We start from the raw sequence: 16662 nt of genomic DNA, 5'->3' as shown, positions 1-16662 counted from the left end.
GACCGATCCATGGCCACCTTCATCCCAGAGACGATCGACTTCGCCGAGACCGCACCGGTGATCGCCGAGGCCGTGGGGTTGGTCTCCGGCACGCCCCAGGAGGTCTGGACCTCGATCCTCGACTACCCGCGCTGGACCCAGTGGATGGGCTCGCTCAAGGACTGCCGGGCCACGTCCGAGCCCGCCACCGGCATCGGCTCGACCCGCCAGGTCACCCTGACCGGCGGCCTGAAGTTCCAGGAGCGCTTCATCGCCTGGGACGAGCCCAACGTGTGGGCGTTCACCGGCACCGAGGGGCCACCGATCTTCGAGCGCCTGGTCGAGCGGATCACCATCCGCGAGGTGAGCCCCGGCCGGTCGCAGGTGACCTACCGGATGGCCATGAAGCCCCGTCGCGGCCTGACCCCGGTCCTCAAGGTCGCTCGCAAGGGCATCGAGAAGAACCTGGCGGCGTCGCTGGCTGCCCTCGACGGGGTGGTGGCGGCCGATCGCGCCGCCGCGTCCACCGACGGCGCCTGAGCCGGCCACCCGATCGCTCGGGCCTTTTTCTCAGCGCGGCGTCATGTTCGTCGACGCTGGGGGTTACCTCCTGTGACGTGGCCGACCCGCAAGGTCACGTCGCCGGAGCTCTCGGGCTCCGGTCTCGGGATCGCCACGCCCCTCCATTGTGGTGATCCCACCGGCTCTGCCGGGCTCCGGCCCGGCAGAGCCGCTTTCGCGTCCGGGCCCTCCCCTCGTGCGAGGGCTGGGCGTCAGTCGGCAGCCGGGGCGATGAGCTCGACCTCGAAGCCGTCGCGGTCCTCGAGGTAGGCCACCGTCTGGCGCGGCCCCAGGGGGTGCCGGGGATCGTCGCCCAAGCGGTGCCAGCCGTGCTCGGTGGCCTCCTCGACCAACCCGCCGATGGCCTCGGTGCTCTCCACGTGGAAGGCCACGTGGTTCATGCCCGGCCGGAGCCGCGAGTGGAGCATGCCGGGGACCATGTCGGGCGAGGCCTCGATCACGATGCCGGTGCCGTCTTGGCGCCAGACCCGTCCGTGGTCCCACTCGCGGGCCAGCTCGTAGCCGAGCGACTCCAGGAGCCACCCCCAGGACTCGGTGGCGCGGGCCAGGTCGGGAACCCAGAGCTGCAGGTGGTGGATCGACACCGCGTGATGCTACGGGCCAGCCGTTCCGTTGCACGCCTGGCGGCGCAGCTCCTCGGCCCGCCGGACCGACGCGTTGAGCGCGGCGGCGCCCCCGGCCGGAGGCTCGTCGCAGCGCAGCGCGGGCTCCAGGATCGGTCGCCCGTCGGGGCCGAGGGCGCCCCACCGGGCGACGAGCGCGGGGACGGCATCGTCGGACAACGACGCCAGGTACCGGGCATCGAGGTCGGCGCCGTGCTCCGCACGCGCGACGTTGTGGCGCACCACGAAGGCCTCGGGGTCGGCGGCGTCGGCGGCCACCACCAGCACCGCGCCCACGAGCAGCGAGGCCCCGAGCACCCACTCCCGGCGCCAGGCGACGCCGGCGTTGCGGGCGGCGATGAACAGGAGCACCACACCCATCCACACGGCCGCGCCCATCACCCAGAGCCGCAGCATGGTGAGGCCGAACGCGTCGTCGTAGAGCCCGAGCCGCCGGAGGCTCACGACCACCAGGCCGAGGGCCAGGCACGGGACCACCGCGGCCAGGATCCGGACGAGCGGGGCACGCATGACGCCGGGCGCCGCCAGCCGGCGGATCACGGCCAGCAGGCTGAGGATCAGCCCGGTCGCCCAGCACAGCTGGAAGAAGCCGCTGCGGGCGTACTCGGCGGGGGTGAGCCCCGAGCGGTCGACGAGCCGCTGGCCGGCGCTCGTGACGGCGACGAGCTGGGCGGTGACGAACAGCCCGAGGACGGCGGCGGTGAGGGCGAGCATCGTGGCGGTCTCGAGCACTCCGAACCCGCCGCGGGACTCCGGATCCTCCGCATCGGACGCCGCCGCCCCGACGACGCACGCGGCGAGGGCGGCGAGCAGCGCGGTCCAGACGAGGTGGCCCACCACCGGGCCGACGTGGAGATCGGGGGTCAGCAGCCCGGCGAACACCGGATCGGCCGCGGCGAGCAGCAGCACCACCAGGGCGAGGACCGGTACGCACACCAGCGCCGCCACCCCGACCCGGGCGGCGCGCTGTCCGCTCGTCGCCGACACCTCCGGGAGCACGGGGGCCAGCGCTCGCGGGCCCGACCAGGCGCTGGGGATGGCTCGGGCCCATCGGCGGACCAGGCGGCCGAGCGTGGTGTCCGACACGGATCCGCTCCGGCTGAGGCCGATGGCGACGGCGACCAGGGTGGTGGCGAGCACCACGTTGCTGGTGGCCAGCCACGGGCTCGAGCGGACGGCCAGGAACCCCAGGGGCACCACCGCGGCAGCAGCGACGGCACGCGACGGACGGTTGGGGATCCGCCGGTCCGTGACCAGCGCGATCACCACCAGCACCGCACCGGCAGCGACCAGCACGTTGGCGACGCCGCCGCGAAGGCCGACCTCGAGGAGGACGCCTGCGGCCACCACGAGGGCGAGGAGCCGGCCGGGAGCCGGATCGGGCGGGCGCGGCGCCCGGACGCGACCGGGCGCGATCGGCCCCGGCCCTTGCCCCGTCGCCGACGGTGGGGGCGGGGGCAGCGGTGCCCACCCCGGCCGGTGCATGGCCACGGCACCGGGCGGTGGCGGGCCGAGGGGCACGCCACCCGGGCCGGATGGTGGGACCGGTCGATCGGACCCGGTCGGGCCGCTGGCACTGGTCATCTGGTTCCCCCGCTCCCGCGGCGGCCGCCCCGCAGGCGCCCGCTCTGGGGGCAACGTAGGAACGATCGTGTGTGACGGTCCTGCGCGGGTTGTGCAGATCAGGTGCAGGCCGGTGACGGGACGGCCGCCGCGGTGCGTAGGGTCAGCCGGCCATCGAAGGGAGGCCGCTGTGGTGGATGCGCTCGGGATCGACATCGGTTCGACCAACGTCAAGGTCGTGCTGGTGCGCGACGACGGGACCACGGTCGGCGCCGCGCACCGGCCCCTGAGCTGGATCCGGCAGGGCGACGTGGCCGAGCAGGATGCCGAAGCGCAGTGGGACGCCGTCGTCGGCGCCCTCGATGACCTGTCGAGCGCGGTGGGCGCGGCGGCGATGGCCGAGGTCCGCGCCATCGGCCTGTGCGCCCAGTACTCGTCGATCGTGCCCGTCGACGCCGACCTCCTGCCGCTGGCCCCGATGCGCCTCTACTTCGACCAGCGCGGCACCCCGCACTGCTTCGACATCCTGGGCCGTCACGAGTCGGCCTTCGCCACGTGGATGGAGCGACACCCCATCCCGCCGATCGGGGGTGGCCTGGCCCTGGGTCACCTGCTGGCGCTCCAGCTCGACGCGCCCGAGGTGCACGCCCGCACCGCCCACTACCTCGAGCCCGTCGATTACGTGACCGCCCGGCTCACCGGCGTGGTCCAGGCCACCCAGGGCTCGATGTTCGCCAGCCAGCTGATCGACAACCGCACCCTCGGTGCCACCACCTACGACGCCGAGCTCGTGGCCATGGCGGAGGTCGATGCCGATCGCCTGCCGCCGCTCGTGCTGGTGGGCTCGGTCGTCGGTCCCGTGCGCGCCGAGCTGGCGCACCGCTTCGGGCTGGCGGCCGACGTGCCCGTCCTCACCGGCATGACCGACAGCTGCGCGGGTGCCCTCGCCACGGGGGCGTCGCTCCCGGGGCGCGTGGGGGTGGCCATCGGCACCACCGGCGTCGTCCTCAGCTCGGCGCCCGAGCTGGGTGCCGACTTCGATCACGAGGTGCTGACCATGCCGGGCCTCCGCACCGACGAGTACCTCGTCTCCGCCGAGAACGGCATCGCCGGCCGGTCGGTCGAGCACGTCCTGCGCTCGTTCGTCCACGCCGACGATGCCCTCGGTTCGCACGGCGCGCCCGACCCGTTCACCGGCTTCGAGGCGGCGCTGGCGGCGTCGGTGCCCGGCGCCGGAGGGGTGCGGTTCCTCCCGTGGTTCTCGGGCTCGATGTCGCCGCAAGCGGACTCGTCGGTGCGCGGCGGGTTCATCGGGGTCTCGCTCGACACCCAGCGCGTCGACCTCGTCCGCGCCGCGGCCGAGGGTGTGGCCCACAACCTGCGCTGGCTGCTCGGCCCCGTCGAGGCGTTCACCGGGCAGGAGGCCGCCGAGGTGGTGCTGACGGGCGGCGCCGCCCGCTCTCCTGGGTGGTCGCAGATCCTGGCCGACGTCCTCCAACGGCCGGTCCGCACCATCGTCGAGCCCGATCACTCCGGGGCCCGGGCTGCGGCCGGCTGGGCGCTCGATCAGGTGGGCGTCGCGGCCGGCGTCGACTGGGTCCGGCTGGATGCCTCGTTCGAGCCCGACGCGTCGGTGGCCGCCGTCCACGACCACGCCCAGGGCCAGTTCACCGCCGCGTTCGACGCCCTCCGCCCGCTGGCCCTCGGCACCCCGCCGCCCATCTGACTCGATCAGCCCCGTCACCGGGCCGGGCGTCAGTGGCTGTCGGGGTCGTCGTTCGACTGCGTGGTCTCGTCGTCGGGGAGGTCGGGGTCGTTCGGCGCCACGAAGCGGTGGGCCCAGCGGCGGCCGTCGAGCCAGCGCAGGACCTTGCCGTGGCGGACCTCGAGCATGAACAGCGCGCCGGCGGTGGTGATGGTGGCGAGGTACAGCTCGCCCTGCCCGCACGCCGCGCCCACGGCGGCGGCGAGGTAGATGGTGGCGGCGGTGGTCACGCCCCGGATCATCGACTCGTCGGGGCGGACCCCGCCGTGGATGATCACGCCGGCGCCGAGGAAGCCGATGCCGGTCACCACGCCGGCCAGCGCGTTGGGCGCGTTGTTCAGCGCCAGGAAGCCGATCACCGCAGAGCCGAGCCCGATCAGCGCGAACGTGCGGTCGCCGGCGGCCGCGCCGCGCAGCTCGCGCTCGAACCCGATCAGGTAGGTGAGCCCCAGCGCAGCCAGCATCCGGAACGTGAGGTCGGCCCGCGCGATCCCGTGGACCGCGAGCAGGTGCGGCCCGAGCTCGGCCGCCATCGTCACCATGCCGCGCACCCTACCGGCGCCCCCGGTCCGACCACGCGGACGCTGTCACCGCGCCAGCAACGCCGCGTGAGCCGGCGCCAGCCCTCGCCGAAGGCGATGGGCCCGAGCAGCCCCGGTGCTGGAGGCCGCCAGGCCCGGAGCACGCTGAGCGGAAGGAACGGCATGGGTAGCTCAACGCCGAAGGCGAGGAGAGGAGCGCGTGCGCCGCGATCCCCGTGAGCGAGCGACCGATGACGGCCAAGGCAGCATCATCGGAGGCGGAGCCTCAGATGATGCTGGGGACGATGGCCTCGATGACCCTCGGGCCCTTGGTGGCGAGGGCGGCCTGCAGCTGCTCGCAGAACTCCTCGGCGGTCGTGGCGCGGGTGGCGGGCACCCCGCAGCCGGTGGCCAGTGCGACGAAGTCGAGGTTCGGGCCGCTGAGGTCGAGCATCTCCTTGGCCTTGGGGCCGCCCTCGGTGGCGCCGACGCGGTTGAGCTCCATGTTGAGCACGGCGTAGCTGGCGTTGTTGAACAAGATGGTGACCACATCGAGCTCCTCGCGGGCCATGGTCCACCAGCTCTGCATCGTGTACATCGCCGAGCCGTCGGACTCGAGGGCGATGACCTTGCGCTCGGGGCAGGCCACGGCGGCACCCAGTGCGGCCGGGAGGCCCTGGCCGATGGCGCCGCCGGTGAGCGTCATCCAGTCGTGGGCGGGGGCACCGGCGGTGTGGCCCGCGGCGAACAGGCCCGAGGTGTTGCCCTCGTCGGAGACGATGGCGCCTTCGGGCAGCAGGGCACCCAGGGCCTGGCAGACGCCGTCGGCGGTGAGCGGTCCGGTGGGGAGCTCGGGCCGGGCCTCGGCCTGGATGGTGGCGCCGTCGGCGGGCGCGCCCACGGCCTCTGCCAGCGCCGCGAGCGCGGCGGCCGGGTCGCCCCCCTGATCGGCCAGGACGTGGACGGTGCAGCCCTCGGGCACCAGGTCGCTCGCCTTGCCCGGGTAGGCGAAGAACGACACGGGCGCCTTCGAGTCGACGAGCACCAGGTGCTTCAGCCCGTCGAGCTGCATGGCGGCGAACTCGGCGAGGTAGGCGAGGCGGTCGACGGGCACCCGGCCGGCGCCGCGCTCGATGCGGGCGGGGAACGTCTCGGCCAGGAGCTTGGCGCCGGTGCGGTTGGCGACGCGGCTGGCGTCGACCAGGGCGTCGGCCCGGCACGCCCGGCCCCCGAGGAACACGGCGGCGGGCTCGTCGGCTTGGAGGACGGCGGCGATGGCGGCCACGTTCGCCGGGTCGACGGCGGTGGGCTCGGCGGGGGCGACCGGCGACGCGGGCACGCCGCCCTCGCTCCAGCTCACGTCGGCCGGGAGGATGAGCGTGGCGATCTGGGCCGGGGGCCCCGAGGCCACGGCGACGGCGTCGGCGGCGTCGGCGGCCACCTCCTCGACGGATGCCGAGGTGCGCAGCCAGGTGGACACGTTGCGCGCCACCGTCTCGATGTCGGACTCCAGCTGCGCGTCGTACTGCTTGTGGTACGTGGCGTGGTCGCCGACGATGTTGACCACCGGCGTGTGGCCCTTGCGGGCGTTGTGGAGGTTGGCGAGGCCGTTGCCGAGGCCGGGCCCGAGGTGCAGCAGCACGGCGGCGGGCTTGTCGGCCATGCGGGCGTAGCCGTCGGCGGCACCGGTGGCGACGCCTTCGAACAGGGCGAGCACGCCGCGCATCTCGCGCACGTCGTCGAGGGCGGCGACGAAGTGCATCTCCGACGTCCCTGGGTTCATGAAGCAGACGTCGACGCCGGAGTCGACGAGCGTGCGGATGAGGGCCTGGGCACCGTTCATGGGATGGGTCCTTCTCTGGGAGTGGAGGTGGGTGCGGAACCGTGCCGTGTCGACACCGTCCTGCACGAACCTCGCCGATCGGGGCTGGCGAGGTGAGCCCGGGCCGTGCAGCATCGTGTCGTGGCGCCACGGTCCTGCACAGGCCTGGTCAATCGAAGATGACGCCGGGGTTGAGGATGCCGGCAGGGTCGAAGCTGGTCTTGATGCGGCGCATGAGGTCGAGCTTGGCGGGGTCTTCGATGGCGGCGAGGTAGGCCTTCTTCTCGGTGCCGATGCCGTGCTCGCCGCTCACCGCGCCGCCCAGGTCGGCACCGGCGCGCAGGATGCGGCCCACGACGTCCTTGCGCGTGGCGACGTCGGGTTGGAACACCGAGAGGTGGACGTTGCCGTCGCCGGCGTGTCCGCAGCCGACCACGAGCGAGCCGGTGGCCGCCCCGATCTCCTGCACCGCGCCGAGGTACTCGGGGATGCTGGCGCGGGGGACGACCATGTCGATGATGTCGTCGGCGTTGTTGGCCTTCGCCGTCCAGAACGCCTTCTCCCGGGCGTCGATCAGGGCGGCGCCCGAGTGGGACGGGAGCACGTAGAGGTCCATGGCGCCCAGGCCGGTGACGAGCTCGGCCAGCTCCACGATGTCCTCGTCCACGCGGTCCTGCGCCCGGTTCTCGAGGACGACCACGAGGTAGGCGAGGGCCCCGTCCTTGATCTCCTGGGGGACCCCGAGCTCGAGGTTGTTGGCCGCGGTGATCGCGCTCATGGTGATGAAGTCGATGTACTCGAGGATCGTCGGCATGAGGCCCGATCCGACGATGCGCGGGACCGCCGCCGCCACCTCGTCGAGCCCGGGGAACGGGACCAGCACGGTGGCGCCGTGGGTGAGGCGGGGGTGGAGGCGCAGCGTGGCCTCGGTGGCGAGGGCGAGCGTCCCCTCGGAGCCGATGATGAGCTGCGTCAGGTCGTAGCCGGAGGTGGCCTTCACGAACTTGCCGCCAGTGGTGATGACCTCGCCGGTGCCGAGGACCGCGGTGAGCCCGAGCACCTGGTGGCGGGTGACGCCGTACCGCACGGCGCGCATGCCGCCGGCGTTGGTGGCGACGTTGCCGCCGAGGCTGGCCGAGTTCTCGCCGGGGAACACCGGGTACACCAGCCCGACCGCGGCGGTGGCCTCGTCGAGCTGCGCGAGGGTCACGCCGGGCTGCACCCGGGCGACGTGGTTGTCGGTGTCGATCTCGAGGATGTCGGCCATGCGGTCGAACGACACGAGGATCCCGTCGGGCTGGGGGATGCACGCGCCCGACAGGCCGGTGCCCGAGCCCCGGGCGGTGAGCGCGACGCCCTGCTCCGCCGCGAGGGCCACGATGGCCGCCACCTCATCGGTGGTGGCAGGGCGCACGACGGCGGCGGGGACGACGGGCACGGCGGTGATCGCCTCGTCGTGGGTCAGGTCCTCTGCGATGGCATCGCCCGTGGCGACGTTGGCGGCGCCGACGATGTCGACCAGTGCCGTGACCAGATCCCCCATGGAGCCCCCTGCGTGGTGGTTCCGGGCGGAGCAGGGCGGGCGCCCGTCGCCCGGACGTGGGTCGCCAGCATGCCACGCCCCTCGCCGTCGAACCCGAGCCCGCCGCCGGCCGCGGCGACCTACTCTGACGGTCCGTCAGATCCAGCCCGGGAGCCACCCTTGATCCTCGACAAGTTCCTCCTCACCGACCAGGTCGCCATCGTCACCGGAGCGGGAAGGGGGATCGGTGCCGCCACCGCCGTCGCGCTCGCCGAGGCCGGCGCGGATGTGGTCATCTCGTCCCGGTCCGAGGACCAGCTGGCCGAGGTGGCCGCCCGGATCGAGGCCGCCGGCCGTCGGGCCCACGTCGTGGCCGCCGACCTCAGCGACCTCGACGCGGTGGCCGCCCTGGCCGGCGCGGCGAAGGACGCGTTCGGCCGCCTCGACGTGGTCGTCGACAACCTCGGCGGCTCGATGCCCCGGCCCTTCGAGCACACCTCGCCGCGCTTCCTCGCCGAGGCGTTCTCGTTCAACGTGGTGACCGCCCACGCCCTCAACCGGGCCGCCCTCCCGATCATGTTGGAGACGGGTGGCGGGTCGATCGTCGGGATCTCCTCGATCATGGGCCGCGTCTCGGGCCGGGGCTACCTCGCGTACGGCACGGCGAAGGCCGGCCTGGCCCACTACACGCGCCTCGCCGCGCGCGACCTGGCGCCGAAGGTCCGGGTGAACGCCATCGCCGTCGGTTCGGTCGCCACGTCCGCGCTCGACATCGTCATGCAGGACGACGGCATGCGCACGGAGATGGAGGCGCTGACCCCGCTGCACGCCATCGGCGAGCCCGATCACATCGCCGCCACGGTCGTGTACCTCGCTTCTCCGGCGGGTGGCTACGTCACCGGGAAGGTGATCGAGGTCGACGGGGGCCTGGAGCAGCCGAACCTCGATCTGGGCTTCCCAGACCTCTGACCTGGTAACCCATCCGGGTGAGCGCGGCCCTCGCTGTCGGTGGTGGAGCGAGCCGCCCGCGCGACCAACGAAGGATCTTTGGGTGACGTAGGATCCGCGCCCATGACTGCCCCCGTGAAGGTCCACCGCGCCAGTGCGCAGCGCCGCCGTGCCGCGCTGCTCGAAGCGGCGGCTCAGCTCACCGCCGAGGTGGGGGCCGGAGCGGTGACGCACCGGGCCGTGGCCGCCCGGGCGGGCGTCCCGCTGTCCACCACCAGCTACTTCTTCAGCTCCATCGACGAGCTGGTCACCGAGGCGCTGCGCCTGGGCGCCACGGCTCGGGTGTCCGACTTCGATGCCGCCGAGCGGGTCGCCGTGCTCTCGGTCGACACCCCCACCGACCTCATCATCGAGGCAGTGGTCGACGAGGCGCTGGCCTGCTCGCTCAGCGCCCAGGGCAGCCACGTCGAGTACTACCTGGCGGCCGGCCGAGACCCGGCGCTGCGCGACGAAGCGTCGGCCACCGTCGAGCGCCTCGCTGACCGGGTCGCGCTGATGCTCGAGCGCAACGGGGCCGAACGGGCCGACGACGTGGCCTGGGCCATCACCGCGCTCGGCGACGGCACGATGCTCCACCGCATCGCGCAGGTCGACACCGACCACCGCGAGCGGCTCTCCAACGGGCTGCGCATGCTCCTGGCGGCCGCCATGCTGCGCGACGACGAGGTCGACGAGCTGCTCACCCGGTACGAGACCGGCGCCGCCACCCGCGACGGCGAAGCCGCCTCCGCCTGATCATCGCCTCGCGCCCGCAGCCCGGCACCGGTGCCGAGCGCGTCGGGACCATCGCCCCGCGGCGTTAGGGTCGCCCGTCAGTGGCGATGCTCGAGGACCCACCGTTCGACCTTCTGTGCCCCGGGCGTCGACCCGCAGGGCTGGCTCCCGTGCTCCTGCCGTTCCTTGCCGACGGCGAGCCCGATTGGGACGGCTTCGCCCACCTGCTGGGGCAGGTGGTCGACGCCGGGCTCACGCCGCTGCTCAACGCGGGCCCGGGCGCGGGCGACCTGCTCGATGCCAGCACCCGCGCCGAGGTGATCGCCACGGTCGGCGCGGCGCTCGGCGGCCGTTCGTTCGTCGCCGGGGTGCGCGCTGAGGACGGGGCCGACGGCGGGTTCGACCCCTCGCGCCTCGCCGGATCCGTGGCGGCCATCTCCCGCCACGGCGGTACACCGGCGCTGCTCCCGTCGCCCACGCTGTCCACGCTCGACCCCGATGAGGCGATCGGCCTCCTCGCCTGGATGGGTGAGTGGTGCTCGCGGCTGATCGCCGTCGACCTCCCGGCCGAGCGCTGGCCCGGCGGCCGCGCCTGGGGCATGGACGCGTTCACCGCGCTGCTCGAGCAGGACACGTGCGTCGGCCTCGTCGACGGGTCCTGGAACCGCCAGGTCGAGTGGGACCGCATCCGCCGCCGCGACGACCTCCGCCCCGACTTCGCCCTCTACTCCGCCAACGCGCTGGGCATCGACCAGATCATGTACGGCGCCGACCACGCGCTCGACCTGGCGGCGGCCGTGCCCGATGCCATCGCCGACCGGGACGAGGCGTGGGCGCGGGAGGACCCCGATGTGATCGACCGCAACGACGCGCTCCAGGCGCTCGCCACGTTCATCTTCCGGCCGCCGTTCGGCGCGGCGCGGCACGCGCTGGCCCGCACCCTCTTCCTGCGCGGCTGGCTCGCCCACGACGGCGTCCACCACGCGCTCCCTCGGCGCCCCGAGAGCGACGACGACCTGCTGCTCCCCGCCCTCGACCGCCTCGGCCTGCTCTGATCGCTCCGGGCGACGATACGCAACCGTGCTCCTAGGCTCGGGTGGTTCGCCACCGCAGACCCCGGGAGCTCCCCATGACCGACATGCCGTACAACCGCCTCGGAGGCACGGGCCTCAAGGTCAGCGCCCTGTCGTTCGGCTCCTGGGTCACCTTCGGCACCCAGGTCGACACCACCCTCGCCAAGGAGTGCCTCACCGCCGCGCGCGACGCCGGTGTGAACTTCTTCGACAACGCCGAGGCCTACGCAGGGGGCCAGTCGGAGCAGATCATGGGCGATGCCATCGCCGAGCTCGGGTGGGAGCGCTGGTCCTACGTCATCTCCACCAAGATCTACTGGGGCATCCACGGCAACACGGTCAACATGAGCAACACGCTCAACCGCAAGTACCTCATGCAGGCGATCGACGGGTCGCTCGAGCGGCTGGGCCTCGACTTCGTCGACCTCCTCTACTGCCACCGCCCCGACCCGGCGACCCCGATCGAGGAGACGGTGTGGGCCATGAGCGACATCGTCTCGTCGGGCAAGGCGCTCTACTGGGGCACCTCGGAGTGGTCGGCCGACGAGATCCGCGCCGCGTGGGACATCGCCGACCGGCGCAACCTCCACAAGCCCGTGGTCGAGCAGCCGCAGTACAACCTCTTCGAGACCAAGAAGGTGGAGAAGGAGTACGCCCGGCTCTACGACGACATCGGGCTGGGCCTCACCACCTGGAGCCCGCTGGCGTCGGGTCTGCTCAGCGGCAAGTACGCCGACGGCATCCCCGAGGGGAGCCGGGCCAGCCTCCCGGGCTACGAGTGGCTCAAGGGCCTGCTCACCGACGAGAAGAAGAACGCGCAGGTCAAGGAGCTGGGCGAGCTGGCCGCTCGCCTCGACGTCACCACGTCGCAGCTCGCCATCGCCTGGTGCGCCAAGAACCCGCACGTCTCCACCGTGATCCTCGGCGCCAGCACCGTCGACCAGGTGCACGAGAACCTCGGCGCCCTCAAGGCCCTCGACCAGCTCGACGACGCCGTGCTGAACGAGATCACGGGCATCATCCACCCCTGGACCCGCGGCTAGCGGCTCGCTTCGCATCGCCGCTTCTCGTCGCTCGTTCGGCTGCGCCTCGCTCCGTTCCTCGAGCTCCGATCGACGGGCAGGCGTAGGACTGCGTCGCACGCCTTCGGCTCGAGGGGGCTCCGCAAGCTCTGCCCCCTTGAACGCCCCCGAGCTCGCTCCGCTCGAACCCCAGGCCCATCCCCGCGTTCGCGGCCCGGGTGGATCGGGGGGGGGGGGGGCGTCAGTGGAAGAGCGCCCAGATGTCTTCCGAGAGGAGGACGAAGAGGAGGCCGATGATGCTGAGGGCGATGATCGAGAAGTACCACCGGTACTTGTGATCGGCGGCGAAGAAGCGGCGGATCGTGAACGTGTCGCACACGATGGCGAAGGTGCCGATGGCGATGCCGAGCGGCGCCTCGACGCCCTTCAGGATCCCGAGCAGCGGGATGACGAACGGGAACACGATGTAGGTGAGCGTGCACCGCGTGGCCGAGATGAGCATCGACTTCTGGAACGCCTTGTTGGCGGCGTTCTCCGACACGCCGCCGGGGCGCTCCTTGATGCGCAGCACCTTCCAGACCCAGAGGTCGGCCTTCGAGCGGTGCACGGTGCGCCGGGCGCGAGCCGGGCCGACGCCGGGGACCGGGCAGGTCTCGGCGGCGGTGCCGTGGGGGAAGGGGCACTTGGCCTCGCCGGCCTCGGGGAGGTCGGCCGCGACGGCAGGCGTCGCGGTCTGCGGGTCCTCGACGGTGCTCACGGCGCCCAGGCTAGGGAACCGTCGCCCCGATCCGCCAACAGCCCGTCGACGGGCCCGTCGGCCCTCGCTGGGATCGGCGCCCCGACGGGCCATACGCTGCCGCGGTGCTCCCTCGTCCTCTCGCCGTCCGCGTCCACCGGGTGACCAACGAGCTCATCCAGCGAGGGTGGGCCCGGCTCCGCATCTCCGGGGCGATCGCACCCGGCACCGCCGCCGCCGAGCGGTTCGGTGCCTTCGGCAAGGGGAGCATCATGGGGTTCCCCACCGCGGTGCTCTACGGCGAGCGCCACATCTACGTGGGGACCGGGACCACCATCAACACGTGGGTCACGCTCGCCGCCGGCTACCACCCCACGCAGGAGGGCCTGCCCGACAAGGTCATCTCGATCGGTGACCACAGCGTGATCGGCATGCGTTCGGGCATCGTCGCCCACGAGTCGATCACGATCGGCGACGACGTCTGGTTCGGCCAGGAGATCTACGTCACCGACGCCAACCACGGGTACTCCGATCCCCGCACGCCGCCGGGCAAGCAGCTCGGTGCCCACACGCCCGTGGTGATCGGCGACGGGTGCTGGATCGGTCACGGCACGGTCATCCTCGCCGGCACCAACCTCGGCAAGCACGTGGTGGTGGCGGCCAGCTCGGTGGTCCGCGGCACGTTCCCGGACCACTCGGTGATCGGCGGCGTCCCCGCCAAGGTCATCCGGGAGCACGTGCCCGGGGTGGGCTGGCGACGGCCCGACGGCACCGGCGACATCATCGCCGAGTCCGACACCATCGATCCCGAAGCGCTGGCTGCCGACCTGGCTCGGCTGGCCGAGATGAGCGACGAGGAGATCGCCGCCGAGATCGAAGCGGCGGCGGCGCACCGCCCGCCCGCGGCTCCGGCGCCGGCCCCCGCTCCCGAGTCGAGCCGCCCCGCGTCCTAGCCGCGGTCGGTGGGTCCGCTCGGGCGCGAGCCGTCGAGGTGGAAGACGAGGTCGACGATGGTCCGCCGGGCGTCGAGGCCTCGCTGCTCGTAGGCGGTGATCGGACGAGCCGGCCGCCCCGCCGCCTCGTCCCGGACGAACCGCGGCTCGGTGGCGACCATCGACGCCATGTGCTGCGCGTAGTCGGCCCAATCGGTGGCGAGGTGCAGCACGCCGCCGGGCTCGAGGATCTCCGCCATGTGCGTCACGAAGCGGCGGTCGACGAGGCGGCGAGCGACGTGGCGCCGCTTCGGCCACGGATCGGGGAACAGCACCCGGACCGCACGGACCGATCCCGGCTCGACCGCATCGAGCACCGCGAGCGCGTCGTCCTCGATCACCCGTACGTTCGCCGGGCCCGTGGCGTCGAGCGCGCGGAGGAGCTTCACGATCCCCGGCCGGTGCAGCTCGATCGCCACCACATCGGCGTCGGGCCGGCGGACGGCCCAGTCGATCGTGGCGCGCCCGTCGCCGACGCCGAGGTCGACGAGGAGCGGCCCGGTGCGCCCGAAGGCGGCGGCTCGGCGCCGGGCGGTCGTCACGTCGTCGGCCCCCACCTGCCAGACCTCGCCCAGGGCGGCCAGCGCCTGGATCTGTGCGGTGGAGGTGCGCCCTCGCCGTTTGGTGGTGCGCACGCCGGTGGGTCGCGGCGGTGACGTGCTCGCGTGCCCTTCCGTCATGGCGCCCAGCATGCCAGCGGACGGCCCGAGCGGCCCCGTGGTGCCCGACCTGGACCGGGAGGGGGGCGGTCGGAGCCGGGTGACCGTGCGGTAGGGTGGTCGACCGCGCCACGCTGGCGCGGAGCGACCAGCACTTCCGGGGGGAACACGTGATTGGGTCACACGCAGCGGCAACGGGGTGTCTGTCTTGGCATTGAGGCGGCAGAAGGACAAGGGCGCGGGCCTCGTCTCGGTCGGCAAGCGAGGCGCACGGGTCGCCGAGGCCGACGATGCTGGGGTCTGGGTCGAAGAGACGCCGTCCGAGCAGGCCGGCACCAACGGCGCGGCCCGCTCCGCTGCGCTCGTCCGCGTCCGCCCCAAGCTCGGCGGGCTGCTGGTCGAGGCCGGCCTCATCGACGATGAGGCGCTGGCCCGTGCGATCGAGGCCCAGCCCCGCCGAGGCCTCCGCCTCGGGGAGCTCCTCATCGAGGACGGGCTCATCACCGAGGAGGACGTGGCTGACGCCCTGGCCCGGCAGTACGAGCTCGACCGGGCGTCCATCAAGCGGACCTCGTTCGATCCCAAGACGGTGGAGCTCATCGATCGGGCCACGGCCGAGGACCTGCGGGCCATCGCCACGTCCCGCTCCGGCGCGCGGGTCCTGGTGATCGTCTCCGACCCCACCCGGCTCGATCTCGACGAGCAGCTCGCGGAGATCACCGGCCATCCGGTCACGTTGGCGGTCGCGTCGGTCAGCCAGCTGGACGAGGCGATCGAGCGGGCCTACGCGGCCACCGAGACGGTGTCCGACGCGGTGCGGGTGTTCGAAGCCCGAGCATCGGAGCGCGCCCCGGTCGGCGCCGTGACGGTCGGCGAGGTCGACGCCACGGCCCCGGTGGTGCAGGTCGTGTCGATGATCCTCGCCCAGGCGGTGCAAGACGGTGCCTCCGATGTGCACATCGAGCCGATGGGCGATCGGGTCCGGATCCGCAACCGGGTCGACGGTGCCCTCCACGAGGTCCTCTCCCTGCCCCAGTCGATGGCTCAGGCCCTGGTCAGCCGCATCAAGATCATGGCCGACATGAACATCGTCGAGCGGCGCCGGCCCCAGGACGGCCAGATCGAGACCTCGGTCGACGGGGTGGCCCTCGACATCCGCGTCAGCACCACCTCCACGCAGCACGGCGAGAAGACGGTGCTCCGGATCCTCGACAAGACGCGGGCCCTCTACGACGTGGCCACCCTCGGCATGGCCGAGGACACCGCGTCCGTCTACCAGGACATCATCCGGTCGCCCTACGGGATGGTGGTCTGCGCCGGCCCCACCGGCTCGGGCAAGACCACCACGCTGTACGCCACGTTGATGGCGATCAACACCGACGAGATCAACGTGATGACGGTCGAGGATCCGGTCGAGTACACGTTCCCCACCATCAACCAGATCAGCATCCACGAGCAGGCCGGCGTCACGTTCGCAGCGGGGCTGCGCTCGATCCTCCGGCAGGATCCCGATGCCATCCTCGTCGGTGAGATCCGCGATGTGGAGACGGCCCGGATCGCCATCCAGGCCGCCCTCACGGGCCACTTCGTCCTCTCCACGATCCACGCCACCGACGCCACCAGCGCACTGCACCGGTTCCTCGACATGGGGATCGAATCGTTCCTCCTGGCTTCGTCGATGCTCGCGGTGGTCGGTCAGCGCCTGATCCGCCGGAGCTGCACCGAGTGCCTGGAGGAGTACGAGCCGTCCGTCGAGGACCTGGCCTTCTACCAGCGCGCCGGTGGACCCCGGAAGTCCACGTTCTTCCGGGGTCGCGGCTGCGCGGCCTGCTCGGGCACCGGGTACGCCGGGCGCGTCGGTGTGTACGAGGTGCTCCGCATCACCAACGAGATGCGCGACCTCGTGGTCCGCAACGCTCCGGTCGACGAGATCGGCGCGCTGGCGGTCGAGCAGGGCATGGTCCCGCTCCGAGACCAGGCCCTCCGTCTGGTGACGGACGATGTCACGACAATTGCTGAGGTCATGAGGACCGTCTACATTCTCTAACGATCTTGCGCTTGCGCAGGACCGGGATCCAGGG

Annotated in this window: 15 protein-coding genes; 8 read left to right on the top strand and 7 right to left on the bottom strand. The window is 72.7% G+C overall.

Annotated features, from left to right (window positions below; all coding sequences use genetic code 11):
- The first annotated feature begins 9 nt into the window (after positions 1 to 9).
- The gene (locus ACPPVX_RS10560) at positions 10 to 519 is read left to right on the top strand and encodes an SRPBCC family protein (protein ID WP_426574860.1); all 510 of its coding nucleotides are present in this window, start codon (positions 10 to 12) and stop codon (positions 517 to 519) included.
- Positions 520 to 752: 233 nt separating this feature from the next.
- Here the strand turns inward: ACPPVX_RS10560 and ACPPVX_RS10555 are convergent, their stop codons facing one another.
- Positions 753 to 1145, bottom strand: coding sequence for a VOC family protein (locus tag ACPPVX_RS10555; RefSeq protein ID WP_426574859.1), 393 nt, complete (start codon positions 1143 to 1145; stop codon positions 753 to 755).
- 9 nt (positions 1146 to 1154) lie between these two features.
- On the bottom strand, positions 1155 to 2531 hold the full coding sequence (locus ACPPVX_RS10550; RefSeq protein ID WP_426574858.1) for a DUF4173 domain-containing protein: 1377 nt from the start codon (positions 2529 to 2531) through the stop codon (positions 1155 to 1157).
- A gap of 409 nt (positions 2532 to 2940) precedes the next feature.
- Between ACPPVX_RS10550 and ACPPVX_RS10545 the strand changes: the two genes are divergently transcribed.
- Entirely contained in the window at positions 2941 to 4473 is a 1533-nt protein-coding gene (locus ACPPVX_RS10545; RefSeq protein WP_426574857.1) for an FGGY family carbohydrate kinase, read from the top strand.
- Between the two features lie 29 nt (positions 4474 to 4502).
- Here ACPPVX_RS10545 and ACPPVX_RS10540 read toward each other — a convergent pair whose 3' ends face one another.
- The 3 genes from ACPPVX_RS10540 to ACPPVX_RS10530 all read right to left on the bottom strand — a co-directional run bounded on the left by ACPPVX_RS10540 (position 4503) and on the right by ACPPVX_RS10530 (position 8398).
- Complete coding sequence (locus ACPPVX_RS10540) at positions 4503 to 5054, bottom strand: MgtC/SapB family protein (RefSeq protein ID WP_426574856.1); 552 nt, start codon at positions 5052 to 5054, stop codon at positions 4503 to 4505.
- 265 nt (positions 5055 to 5319) lie between these two features.
- Positions 5320 to 6876: an acetolactate synthase large subunit gene (locus ACPPVX_RS10535; protein WP_426574855.1), complete on the bottom strand. Its 1557-nt coding sequence runs from the start codon at positions 6874 to 6876 to the stop codon at positions 5320 to 5322.
- Positions 6877 to 7024: 148 nt separating this feature from the next.
- Positions 7025 to 8398, bottom strand: coding sequence for an FAD-binding oxidoreductase (locus tag ACPPVX_RS10530; protein WP_426574854.1), 1374 nt, complete (start codon positions 8396 to 8398; stop codon positions 7025 to 7027).
- A gap of 159 nt (positions 8399 to 8557) precedes the next feature.
- Between ACPPVX_RS10530 and ACPPVX_RS10525 the strand changes: the two genes are divergently transcribed.
- The 4 genes from ACPPVX_RS10525 (at position 8558) to ACPPVX_RS10510 (ending at position 12215) form a co-directional block, all read left to right on the top strand.
- Complete coding sequence (locus ACPPVX_RS10525) at positions 8558 to 9346, top strand: SDR family oxidoreductase (RefSeq protein WP_426574853.1); 789 nt, start codon at positions 8558 to 8560, stop codon at positions 9344 to 9346.
- A gap of 102 nt (positions 9347 to 9448) precedes the next feature.
- Positions 9449 to 10120 (top strand): TetR/AcrR family transcriptional regulator, encoded by a 672-nt coding sequence (locus ACPPVX_RS10520; protein ID WP_426574852.1) that lies wholly within the window; start codon positions 9449 to 9451, stop codon positions 10118 to 10120.
- Positions 10121 to 10269: 149 nt separating this feature from the next.
- The gene (locus ACPPVX_RS10515; protein ID WP_426574851.1) at positions 10270 to 11154 is read left to right on the top strand and encodes a dihydrodipicolinate synthase family protein; all 885 of its coding nucleotides are present in this window, start codon (positions 10270 to 10272) and stop codon (positions 11152 to 11154) included.
- 83 nt (positions 11155 to 11237) lie between these two features.
- The gene (locus ACPPVX_RS10510) at positions 11238 to 12215 is read left to right on the top strand and encodes a potassium channel beta subunit family protein (protein ID WP_426575025.1); all 978 of its coding nucleotides are present in this window, start codon (positions 11238 to 11240) and stop codon (positions 12213 to 12215) included.
- Between the two features lie 220 nt (positions 12216 to 12435).
- Here the strand turns inward: ACPPVX_RS10510 and ACPPVX_RS10505 are convergent, their stop codons facing one another.
- A complete protein-coding gene (locus tag ACPPVX_RS10505) occupies positions 12436 to 12951 on the bottom strand; it encodes a hypothetical protein (protein WP_426574850.1) in 516 nt (171 codons plus the stop codon).
- A gap of 104 nt (positions 12952 to 13055) precedes the next feature.
- Between ACPPVX_RS10505 and ACPPVX_RS10500 the strand changes: the two genes are divergently transcribed.
- Positions 13056 to 13883: a DapH/DapD/GlmU-related protein gene (locus ACPPVX_RS10500; RefSeq protein ID WP_426574849.1), complete on the top strand. Its 828-nt coding sequence runs from the start codon at positions 13056 to 13058 to the stop codon at positions 13881 to 13883.
- On the opposite strand, the gene trmB is transcribed toward ACPPVX_RS10500, so the two are convergent.
- Positions 13880 to 14602, bottom strand: coding sequence for a tRNA (guanosine(46)-N7)-methyltransferase TrmB (trmB, locus tag ACPPVX_RS10495; RefSeq protein WP_426574848.1), 723 nt, complete (start codon positions 14600 to 14602; stop codon positions 13880 to 13882). The two genes, ACPPVX_RS10500 and trmB, sit on opposite strands and share 4 nt — an antisense overlap.
- 178 nt (positions 14603 to 14780) lie before the next feature.
- Here trmB and ACPPVX_RS10490 point away from each other — a divergent pair, with 178 nt between their 5' ends.
- A complete protein-coding gene (locus ACPPVX_RS10490; RefSeq protein WP_426574847.1) occupies positions 14781 to 16628 on the top strand; it encodes a GspE/PulE family protein in 1848 nt (615 codons plus the stop codon).
- The last annotated feature ends 34 nt before the right edge of the window (positions 16629 to 16662 follow it).

Source organism: Aquihabitans sp. McL0605 (assembly GCF_049993875.1).
Classification (GTDB): domain Bacteria; phylum Actinomycetota; class Acidimicrobiia; order Acidimicrobiales; family Iamiaceae; genus Aquihabitans.
This window is presented reverse-complemented; position numbering and strand designations above follow the sequence as displayed.

Coding starts and splice junctions, on each gene's coding strand:
- ACPPVX_RS10560 (WP_426574860.1), top strand. CDS start 10: ATGGCCACCTTCATCCCAGAGACGATCGACTTCGCCGAGACCGCACCG.
- ACPPVX_RS10540 (WP_426574856.1), bottom strand. CDS start 5,054: ATGGTGACGATGGCGGCCGAGCTCGGGCCGCACCTGCTCGCGGTCCAC.
- ACPPVX_RS10535 (WP_426574855.1), bottom strand. CDS start 6,876: ATGAACGGTGCCCAGGCCCTCATCCGCACGCTCGTCGACTCCGGCGTC.
- ACPPVX_RS10530 (WP_426574854.1), bottom strand. CDS start 8,398: ATGGGGGATCTGGTCACGGCACTGGTCGACATCGTCGGCGCCGCCAAC.
- ACPPVX_RS10520 (WP_426574852.1), top strand. CDS start 9,449: ATGACTGCCCCCGTGAAGGTCCACCGCGCCAGTGCGCAGCGCCGCCGT.
- ACPPVX_RS10510 (WP_426575025.1), top strand. CDS start 11,238: ATGCCGTACAACCGCCTCGGAGGCACGGGCCTCAAGGTCAGCGCCCTG.
- trmB (WP_426574848.1), bottom strand. CDS start 14,602: ATGACGGAAGGGCACGCGAGCACGTCACCGCCGCGACCCACCGGCGTG.